At 27.1% G+C, this 8,594-nt stretch carries 13 protein-coding genes and 1 pseudogene; 4 read left to right on the forward strand and 10 right to left on the reverse strand.

The features are described 5' to 3' along the window. Positions 1-31 precede the first annotated feature (31 nt). The 8 genes and pseudogenes from GOQ27_RS05710 to GOQ27_RS05745 all read right to left on the reverse strand — a co-directional run. Positions 32-376, reverse strand: coding sequence for an ArsR/SmtB family transcription factor (locus GOQ27_RS05710; RefSeq protein ID WP_203365876.1), 345 nt, complete (start codon positions 374-376; stop codon positions 32-34). A 374-nt stretch (positions 377-750) separates the two neighbouring features. Further along, positions 751-1,200: a DUF4829 domain-containing protein gene (locus tag GOQ27_RS17075; protein ID WP_350445884.1), complete on the reverse strand. Its 450-nt coding sequence runs from the start codon at positions 1,198-1,200 to the stop codon at positions 751-753. 641 nt (positions 1,201-1,841) lie between these two features. Then, the gene (locus tag GOQ27_RS05720) at positions 1,842-2,351 is read right to left on the reverse strand and encodes a hypothetical protein (RefSeq protein ID WP_203365877.1); all 510 of its coding nucleotides are present in this window, start codon (positions 2,349-2,351) and stop codon (positions 1,842-1,844) included. 1 nt (position 2,352) lies between these two features. Continuing rightward, positions 2,353-2,550 (reverse strand): helix-turn-helix transcriptional regulator, encoded by a 198-nt coding sequence (locus GOQ27_RS05725; RefSeq protein WP_203365878.1) that lies wholly within the window; start codon positions 2,548-2,550, stop codon positions 2,353-2,355. A gap of 265 nt (positions 2,551-2,815) precedes the next feature. Further along, positions 2,816-3,769 carry an alpha/beta fold hydrolase gene (locus tag GOQ27_RS05730; RefSeq protein WP_203365879.1) on the reverse strand — a complete coding sequence of 318 codons (954 nt, stop codon included), beginning with the start codon at positions 3,767-3,769 and terminating at the stop codon, positions 2,816-2,818. A 53-nt stretch (positions 3,770-3,822) separates the two neighbouring features. Then, entirely contained in the window at positions 3,823-4,356 is a 534-nt protein-coding gene (locus GOQ27_RS05735; protein WP_203365880.1) for a helix-turn-helix domain-containing protein, read from the reverse strand. 192 nt (positions 4,357-4,548) lie between these two features. Then, on the reverse strand, positions 4,549-4,872 hold the full coding sequence (locus GOQ27_RS05740) for a NifB/NifX family molybdenum-iron cluster-binding protein (RefSeq protein WP_203365887.1): 324 nt from the start codon (positions 4,870-4,872) through the stop codon (positions 4,549-4,551). A 181-nt stretch (positions 4,873-5,053) separates the two neighbouring features. Then, positions 5,054-5,158, reverse strand: a pseudogene (locus GOQ27_RS05745) (ArsR/SmtB family transcription factor); the annotation flags it as partial. A 495-nt stretch (positions 5,159-5,653) separates the two neighbouring features. Between GOQ27_RS05745 and GOQ27_RS05750 the strand changes: the two are divergent. The 4 genes from GOQ27_RS05750 (at position 5,654) to GOQ27_RS05760 (ending at position 7,357) form a co-directional block, all read left to right on the forward strand. Next, positions 5,654-5,965 (forward strand): GRAM domain-containing protein, encoded by a 312-nt coding sequence (locus GOQ27_RS05750; RefSeq protein WP_203365881.1) that lies wholly within the window; start codon positions 5,654-5,656, stop codon positions 5,963-5,965. A 412-nt stretch (positions 5,966-6,377) separates the two neighbouring features. After that, entirely contained in the window at positions 6,378-6,500 is a 123-nt protein-coding gene (locus GOQ27_RS17290) for a hypothetical protein (RefSeq protein ID WP_286673013.1), read from the forward strand. A 454-nt stretch (positions 6,501-6,954) separates the two neighbouring features. After that, positions 6,955-7,173 (forward strand): hypothetical protein, encoded by a 219-nt coding sequence (locus tag GOQ27_RS05755; protein WP_203365882.1) that lies wholly within the window; start codon positions 6,955-6,957, stop codon positions 7,171-7,173. Then, positions 7,163-7,357, forward strand: a complete 195-nt coding sequence (locus tag GOQ27_RS05760; RefSeq protein ID WP_203365883.1) for a helix-turn-helix transcriptional regulator — start codon at positions 7,163-7,165, stop codon at positions 7,355-7,357. The genes GOQ27_RS05755 and GOQ27_RS05760 overlap by 11 nt, the downstream gene beginning before the upstream one ends. A gap of 222 nt (positions 7,358-7,579) precedes the next feature. Here GOQ27_RS05760 and GOQ27_RS05765 read toward each other — a convergent pair whose 3' ends face one another. Both GOQ27_RS05765 and GOQ27_RS05770 read right to left on the reverse strand, forming a co-directional pair. Further along, a complete protein-coding gene (locus tag GOQ27_RS05765; protein ID WP_203365884.1) occupies positions 7,580-7,957 on the reverse strand; it encodes a hypothetical protein in 378 nt (125 codons plus the stop codon). Positions 7,958-8,174: 217 nt separating this feature from the next. After that, a complete protein-coding gene (locus tag GOQ27_RS05770; protein ID WP_203365885.1) occupies positions 8,175-8,462 on the reverse strand; it encodes a YesK family protein in 288 nt (95 codons plus the stop codon). Positions 8,463-8,594: the final 132 nt, after the last annotated feature.

Here is an 8,594-nt window from a genome sequence, read left to right on the forward strand (position 1 = left end):
TATGTCTTTATAGATAATAAATCAAAATTATCTATAATTTATTTTTTTCATTAATGTAACAATCTACATTTTTTATTCTTTTTAAATCATTTTTTAATATTGGATAGTCATCAATATTATTTAGTATATTCTCTAATAAATTATTAAGCATTTTATTATCCTTATCTAAATAATAGAATATAAACTTTTCTTCTCTTTCATCCTTAACAAATCCCATATTCCTGAGCTTTCCTAAATGTTTTGATATTTTAGGTTGACTTTCTTCCATTACCCCTTGCATTTGGCAAACACAGAGCTTTTTATGATAAAGCAATATTAAAACTCTGATTCTTGTTTCATCGGATAAAACTTTAAATAAATTCGTAAGTTCTTTCATATTCTCACATCCTCGTATATTAAATAATATATTATTTCAACTCATATTCCCTTATGGGTATATGTGTATACTTACATACTATTACTGTAACTATGCTTTTGTCAACATTAATTATAAATTTAATTTTAAAAAATTTATAGTTACAAGGGAGAACCTTAGGTATTCTGTGCTTTAAAGATATTTAAATGCTCTTTAAAAACAGATTTTGATAGAAATTATGTAACCTGAAAATAAAATTCTTCAAAGAAAGCAAGAAAAAACATAAAAAAGAAGGAGAAATCATTGTATTAATAAATGATTTCTCCCATAACTTATATAAACACTTTAATCATCTGATTCTACTGCTACATCACGATATAAAAAATACGAATTGCTTATACTCCCATATCATCTATAAGCCATGGGGAACTTTCATCTTTTCTTATAACAAAATACCACCAATCATATGTCCCACTATCTTGCGAACCCACTCCCTCATTTTTGTACTTTACTTCATACTTCACTTTATAAATCTTAAGATTATTTTCTATTATTCCATTTATACTGCCTCTTCCGTTATTCAAATAACCTTCCTTAACTTTTTCATCCTTTTCCTCTTCAATGTTTATTATCTTAATACTATCCAAATTTTCAAATCCCCAAACTACATTTTGAGTGTTCCAATGCTCTGTTAAAGTAGTTAATAACTTATCTTTATTTTTTTCATTTTTATACTTAAAATAATTCTCTACTACAGTTTGAGCAGAATCATCTTTAGAATCAACTACTTTTTTGCTCTCATTTGAGCAACCGACAAGAATACTTACAGTAATAATTACAAGCACAATACTGAACTTTAGATTTCATTTCATAATAGCCCTCCCATCTATTTGTCATAATTCTACTATTGCGCAAAATATAAAGATTAAGTATATACTTATTAAACACTAAATGAATACTTAGAGTAGCACACAGTTTTTCTAAATCTATTCGCCTGAACTGAATCTCTCCAATAGTTTTATAATTATGGCATATTGCAAAGAAACATCTGGTTGTATCTAATACTTTATTATGATAATATCTATCAACTTTCTCATTATCATACAAAAATATCATAGGTCATTGCAGGGTCAGTAATATAATCTTTAAAAAATACATGACACTTTTCTATTGTGTATGGCTTTAATGTAATCTTTTCTCCTTACTCCTACAAATGATAGGATTAATCCTAAAGCTATAATTATAATAGGTATAAAATCATATGTAGTTGATCGTAACTCAAAATAATAAAGTAATACTCCTATCACTAATAAATAATTATGCAATGATAAGAGTTTATTTAGTTTATACATAGTGGCAGTTTTAAGGTATAAGTTGTATGAATTAAAATGTCTATCATTAATCATTTCTATATTTTATTGTTTTTTATTTACAACTTAACTCTTTAAATCATATCTTATAATGAATGTTTATCTTTTATGTGAAATTATTTATCTTCATCTAAAGATTTTTCCCATTTTACGTATTTCTTACATCTTCGCTCACCTATTATATATTCAATGATTAATGAGATCAAAAACAAGCCTAATATCTCAAGTAAAATATTGAAATAAGATATCGAATCTACTTTCATGACAGAAAATATAAAAGTGATAACACCTATTGAAACTGAAAATAGTATAGATTGATATATATATGAAATAAATCTTTTTTTACGAGCCTCTTTAGACTGGGATGTAGGTAGTTTTTTCCCTAATATTGATTTAGGTAGATTCATTTCTTTTTGATCACGAGTAACTAAATAAAATATTACTGAATTTAATATAAGTAATATTATCTCCCAATCTAAACTAGAAATATCTTTTGTCTTAATATATTTATATGTTATCTCCACTAATAAATAAAAATATGTCACTAAACTACTGATTATGGCTGCTTTGCCTATTTTCCTTTCTTGCCTTTCATCAATTACTCTATTCCCATTTAAATTATTCATTCTAATCCTCCCAAAATAAGTCATCTAATGTCTTCCCCAATACTTTACATATACTTATACAAAGATTAAGCGTTGGATTATAGTCCCCCTTTTCAATAGCATTCATAGTTTGTCTAGTAACTCCTACGGCTTCTGCTAACTGTTTTTGTGTCATATCATGTTCTGCCCTTGCTATTTTTATTTTTAAATTTTTTGCCATATCATCACCCACCTCTATATTAATATATATATTACATAATGTCAAATATATATTACATTCTGGAAGTTGATTTTTTCATTAAAAAAACATGCCATTAAGGTGTTTTAATTCCTTTAAGAGCATGTTTTATAATAAAAGTTTATTTTCAGTAATAAATGTTTAATTGCAGTGATAGAACTTTATTCTGTGAGCACAAAATGCAGGGATAAGTATTTAAGTCCTATAGTATAAAGAATCTTTAATAATTTAAATATTTACAGTATTATTAATTAACCTTGAGTAATAAATCATCTGTTATCTCAGCAATTCGGTCAACATTATTTATATAAATAAAATGATTGCCATCAAGGACTTCATATTTTGCATGATCACCGATTCTCTCCAGATGTTTATGCTGATATTGTTGAGGTGTAATTTTAATCTGCTTATTTGGTTTTTCATAGGTTTGCCTGGAAATAATTTTGAAATACGGAATTGATTCCGGGAATGGTAAATTTATGGTCTGTTTTATGAATTCAGGTGTATTTACCATCTGATCTAAAACATTACTATTAACTGAAAATCCTGCAAAGGTAATCATGTCCCCAATTTCTTTTTCAGTGTATCCATTTGATAGCAATTTTTCTTTGTTTATGGCTAGGGGTGCTAAAAGCGAAGTGAAGCCGGTACCCTGTTGTAACTTTGCTACTTGTATTAAAGATTTTACAAAACCAGGCATTTCATCTCCCAAATATGAAGTAGATGTGCCATCAAGAGAAATCACAGCTTCTACTTCATTAGGGTACTTTGCAGCATAATATTCACTATAAACGCTCGATATTGAATGGGGCATTAAGATATATGGTTCTTTAAAACCAGTTTTATCAAGAGCAGTTCTTGTTTCTTCAATATAATTTTCAATGGTCCGGGGTTTGGCAGTTTCACTGCTAAAACCTACGCCAAAATACTCTACACAAACAACTGTATATGTTTTGCTGAGCTTACGCATCAGTGGAGCAAATTCAGCAGAAGGAAGTGAAACACCCATGCCAGGAAGTAATACAATTGTTTTTTCACCATTTCCCATTGAATAGATATGCATTTGTCCGTCATCAACATCAATAAGCTGACCATAAGGTTCTATTTGTTCTAATTTCCCTTTAAAATATGTACTATGTAGAATCCCGCCAATTATAATAAAAACTACAATCCCTGCAAATATTATTCCTATTATACTCATAATCCTTTTCCCCTTTTTAACTTTATTCTTAGTTGGATTTGCTGAGCCGGTTCTCATGAATTCTTTCCTTTCTTATCTTCATCCACCGGTGATGAAATAATTGAAATATCTCTAGCTTTTCTTCCCTCTGTAGCTTTAAAGTTATATTTTATGATAAGTTCTTTAAGTTCCAATAAAAATTGATCAAACTCATTATCATCCATCATTAATACTGAATTGTTAAAAAAAATCTTATCTTTACCGGGATTCGAATTCTCACCACTGAAGTAATTGTGAAACCTTATGTACCTGTTCATTAAAAATCCAAATGCATTCTGTGAGGCATTTTCAATGGTATTATTTTTTGATAATTCCTCAATATTCAAGGCTAGAGTTCTTTCAAGGCTACCTCTAATCTTTTTTTCAGATACGACAGTTAAAATATTATTGTCCAATAAAATATTTATGTGACGATACATGGTAGTCCTGGAAACATCACTAATTGTGTCACACAGCTCTATAGTAGTCATATTTTTCCTTGTTGCCAGTTCTTGTACAATTCTCATTCGAACAGGATTTAACATAATCTCATTTATATCTTTCAACATATCACACCTCCATTGATTCCACTTTTGATTATAATACCAAAATCGGAATCAGTCAAGTAAAAGCTTAACATATTTTATCAATATGTTTTAAAGATTATGCAATTATAATTAAACTATTTATTTTATAATTTTCTTCACATATGTAAAAAGACATCTATCTTTCGATAGGTGCCTTCCTTATATCTCTAATAATTAATGATTACACTCATGATGATTGCAACTATTATTTATAGAGAACTCCATTAGTTTTTTACTTTTTAACATACTAATATTCTCTAGCACAGTATTATCAGTAACCTTATAAGCCTTGATGCCTTGATTGCTTAGTTTCATTAATGCTCCTGAACCAATTCCTCCAACTAAAATAACATCAACCTTCTCTCCTCCAAGTGCTTTAAGTAGTTGACACATACCATGGGCATGATGTAAATCTTTGTTTTCAATTATTTTACTTCGTTCATTTTCTAGATCATAAATAAGAAAAAACGGAGTCGACCCAAAGTGATTATACGCAATACTTTCATACTCATTCCCCTTTCAATTTTTAATTATTGTCTTTTTGACAACATTTATTTTTACTTACTTTACAGGATGCTCTACATTTACCTGGTATATTTATGCCTAACTTAAAATCATTAATTATTTGATCATTACTCATTTGCTCAATAAATTTTATTATTTCTAGAAGAATTTTTTCTTACAAGTCATAATGAACATAATAACCAACCTTCTTTCCAACAATAACTCCTGCTTTTTTAAGCGGTTTTATATGCTGTGATACTGCTGCTTCAGAGATATCTAAATGCTTCTAAATTCCTTTAAGAGCACGTCTTGTGATAATAGAAATTTTTTTGTGAGTACAACTGTAACCCAAAAATAAAGTTCTTCAAGAAAGCAAGAAGAAAGACAAGGGTAAAGCAAGGCTATGAGAAAGAACTATCTCCATAATTTTATCCTTATGTCATAATGAAATTAATAAGATTATAATAAAGATATTTTAAAATGACTACTTCATCTTTTAGTAAAAAGTTAAAAATAGGGTATAAGAAAGCTATAGATTTTTTTAAAAAAAATGCTATCTAACCTTATTTACACTAAAAAAATTAATAGAAATCTAATATTCCCTGAGAAAAAAACAAGGTAAAATAAAACCAAAAATAAATGTTCTTTCAAAAAAATTTTAATAAAGACTCTGTTTAAGAATGTTGTTGAAAATTATATAATTCTTATAAGGTTTGTTTACAATTGCACAAGATTATGAGTAATTATAAAACTTATATTATAAGGGGGCAAAATTGTGGAGAAAACAGATAATGAACAAATTCATTTTAATGTATTGGCTAATCTTTTTAGAGGAAATGAGTCTGTTGGTGGTAAGTTAAAAATAACTGATAAAAGACTAATATTTAAATCTCATGCGCTTAATATTCAAACTGGCGTAACTGAAATACCTATTGAGAAAATTGTAAAAGTAAATAAACGAAATACTTTGAGGATTGTTCCTAATGGAATGTCAATTATTACACAAGATGGGATTGAGTATAAATTTGTGTTATGGAGTAGAGGTAAAATAATTAATTTTATCAATAATAGAATTGCTAATCATTAATAAAACATTTATTTTAAGCTAAATTTAGATGTTATTGATGTATACTACTCTTATTAGACAGCATGAAGGAACTACTTCTAAGTTTCTTTAAAACATGATGATTTCAACAGTATTATTAAACAGAACTTTAACAAAAAGAAGTAAGTGAAAGAATTTAAAAAACTACTCACTTACTTCTTTTCACTTTATAAACTCTAATTAATAATTTTTTATTACATTTTTCATTTTCCATTATATATATTGTCTTCTACCATCACTCCTTACTCCTCTATCCTAATTAACTTTAACTATCATTTTTAAATTTTTCAAATTACTAACTAAGTAAATTGAAAATAAAGTTCTTCAAAGATAAGCAAGAAGAAAGACAGGGGAAATCAGGGGTAAGGGAAAAGGATTAAAGGAAGATTAAGGTGTGAACAATAACTTAATTTTAAGGTTTAAAGGAATTTATGTAAAAGGAAATGTAAGTGAAGATGAAAGAAAAAATATAAAAAAAATAGAAGAAAAACTGCAGAAATCCACAGATACATCTTAGAAGCATTATTAATTCCCCTATTTCTTAAAAATAAATAATGTGGATGTCACCTTACTTTACTACTTTATTACAATGTATCAAAACTGCAAATCAATTACTCTATTTAAATTTTATTTTTTTATATAAAATATTTAGAAGTATACTATATATTAATCCGGAAATAATATAGCCAGTTATTTTATTAAACTTTAAAATATCAAAAATTATAAAAAATACCCCTATAATAATTAACATTGCTATAACTATAAAAATAAACGTGTTTTTCATATCTTGCCCCCTTATATTTATGTTACAATAATCTGTTGTTACTATATAATTTATAAATCACTTAATACATAATTTATTAAAAATACTCCTGATAATAAATCAAAATGTCTAATGTGTTTGACATTTGAAAAATACTTTGTTATCCTATAAATGTCAAATAGCTTTTACATTTATAGGAGGTAAGATAATGAGAAAAATGGATGAAATGGAGATGGCTATATCTTTAAAAGCAGTTAAATGGGCATGGTTGTATACAATTATATTTTTATTTATTTGGACTATATACGATTATATAAAGGTAGGAAGTTTTAATTCCCTTGCGTTCATTCTACTAATTTCCCAAAATTTAATTCGAATGAGCATAGAGCAGTATTTAAAATGGAAGATGGGTAAAAATGAAGAATAATATTAAATATCTTCGTAAAGAAGTGGGCTTTAGACAAGAAGATGTTGCTAAAAAACTAGAAGTTACCCGTCAAACAATTAATGCAATAGAGAATAACAAATATAACCCAACTTTAGAATTAGCCATGAGACTGGCAAAATTATTTAATACTCCTGTTGAAGAAATTTTTCAATTAGAAGATTAATACTTAGCCATTCCAGTCCACCTATTTCATAAAGTATAAAGAATGTGTCTCAACTAGTAACTATCAACTACTCATAAGTAACCAAAAAGTATAGCCAATTAATAATATGAGAATTATCCCTACAACAATCACAGAAATAATTTTAATTAATTCTCTTTTCAAAAATTCACCTCCGAAATATGATTTACTTATTTATTAAACTAAAAAATAAATATTCACCTATTATCTAGTTATAAAGTCAAGGTAAGATTTAGAACTACAAAATTCTTCATTTAAAATCAAATCATCTGAAATAACATAGGTTCCATATAATTCTCCTTTTTTAATCTGAAAATAACATGTCTTTTTCATGATTGGGCTAGATTTCCTTACTATATTATCCTTTACAATATTTATCCATTCAAAATTCTCTTGTACTTGATTGGAATCTTCCTGAATTACTCTCGTTGCCCATATAGTTTTGTCATTTTTAATAACAACAGCGATATCATATTTATGCATTTTACTAGGGTTCATATGAGCCATAATTGCATCTGCATAAACAGCAATAAAACCACCAATACATTCTTTATTTTCTTGACTGATAATTTCTTTAATCATATTTATCCTCCTTTATTAATTCTCTATATTCTCCTAATATGTACTATTTAAAAATTATCTAATTTTTCTTAACTCTTGTAAAGGGTAGAATTAACCCTAAAATTATAACTATAATAGGTATAAAATAATAAGAGGTTAACCGTAATTCAAGATAATAAAGTAATACTCATATCACTAATAATACAATGGATAAATTCTTCATTTTTTAGCCCCTCAATTATCTATTTTTTATATGAATCAACTTTCTTATAATAACTCCTCCGATAGTCCCTATCCATATTCCTAAGAAAATGCTGATGCTAACAAGTCCTAATATTAAACCTTCCCACCGTCTAATACCTACCAAACTATAAATAAATAGACCTACACAGAGTAAACTCAATATAATTGAGATTGAAAATAGAACTCTTCTTGAAACTTTAAAAGATATAATGAAACTTCCAACAGCAAATATAATTCCTACAATGAATATAAAAGTCCAACCCTCTAATAAAAATGTATTCATTCAATCCCCCCATTCCTATTAACTAATCCATCCGTATTTGTACGATAATATAGTATTATACTTATTTTAAACTATAAATCCCCCTACTTTGTCATAATTATCATTAAGTAAAATCTACTATTTAATCATTTT

Origin of the sequence: Anaeromonas frigoriresistens (genome assembly GCF_016820655.1) — a bacterium.
In the GTDB taxonomy this organism is placed as follows: Bacteria; Bacillota; Clostridia; order Tissierellales; family SIT17; genus Anaeromonas; species Anaeromonas frigoriresistens.

Coding starts and splice junctions, on each gene's coding strand:
- GOQ27_RS05710 (WP_203365876.1), bottom strand. CDS start 376: ATGAAAGAACTTACGAATTTATTTAAAGTTTTATCCGATGAAACAAGA.
- GOQ27_RS05720 (WP_203365877.1), bottom strand. CDS start 2,351: ATGAATAATTTAAATGGGAATAGAGTAATTGATGAAAGGCAAGAAAGG.
- GOQ27_RS05725 (WP_203365878.1), bottom strand. CDS start 2,550: ATGGCAAAAAATTTAAAAATAAAAATAGCAAGGGCAGAACATGATATG.
- GOQ27_RS05730 (WP_203365879.1), bottom strand. CDS start 3,769: ATGAGTATAATAGGAATAATATTTGCAGGGATTGTAGTTTTTATTATA.
- GOQ27_RS05735 (WP_203365880.1), bottom strand. CDS start 4,356: ATGTTGAAAGATATAAATGAGATTATGTTAAATCCTGTTCGAATGAGA.
- GOQ27_RS05755 (WP_203365882.1), top strand. CDS start 6,955: ATGAGAAAAATGGATGAAATGGAGATGGCTATATCTTTAAAAGCAGTT.
- GOQ27_RS05760 (WP_203365883.1), top strand. CDS start 7,163: ATGAAGAATAATATTAAATATCTTCGTAAAGAAGTGGGCTTTAGACAA.
- GOQ27_RS05765 (WP_203365884.1), bottom strand. CDS start 7,957: ATGATTAAAGAAATTATCAGTCAAGAAAATAAAGAATGTATTGGTGGT.
- GOQ27_RS05770 (WP_203365885.1), bottom strand. CDS start 8,462: ATGAATACATTTTTATTAGAGGGTTGGACTTTTATATTCATTGTAGGA.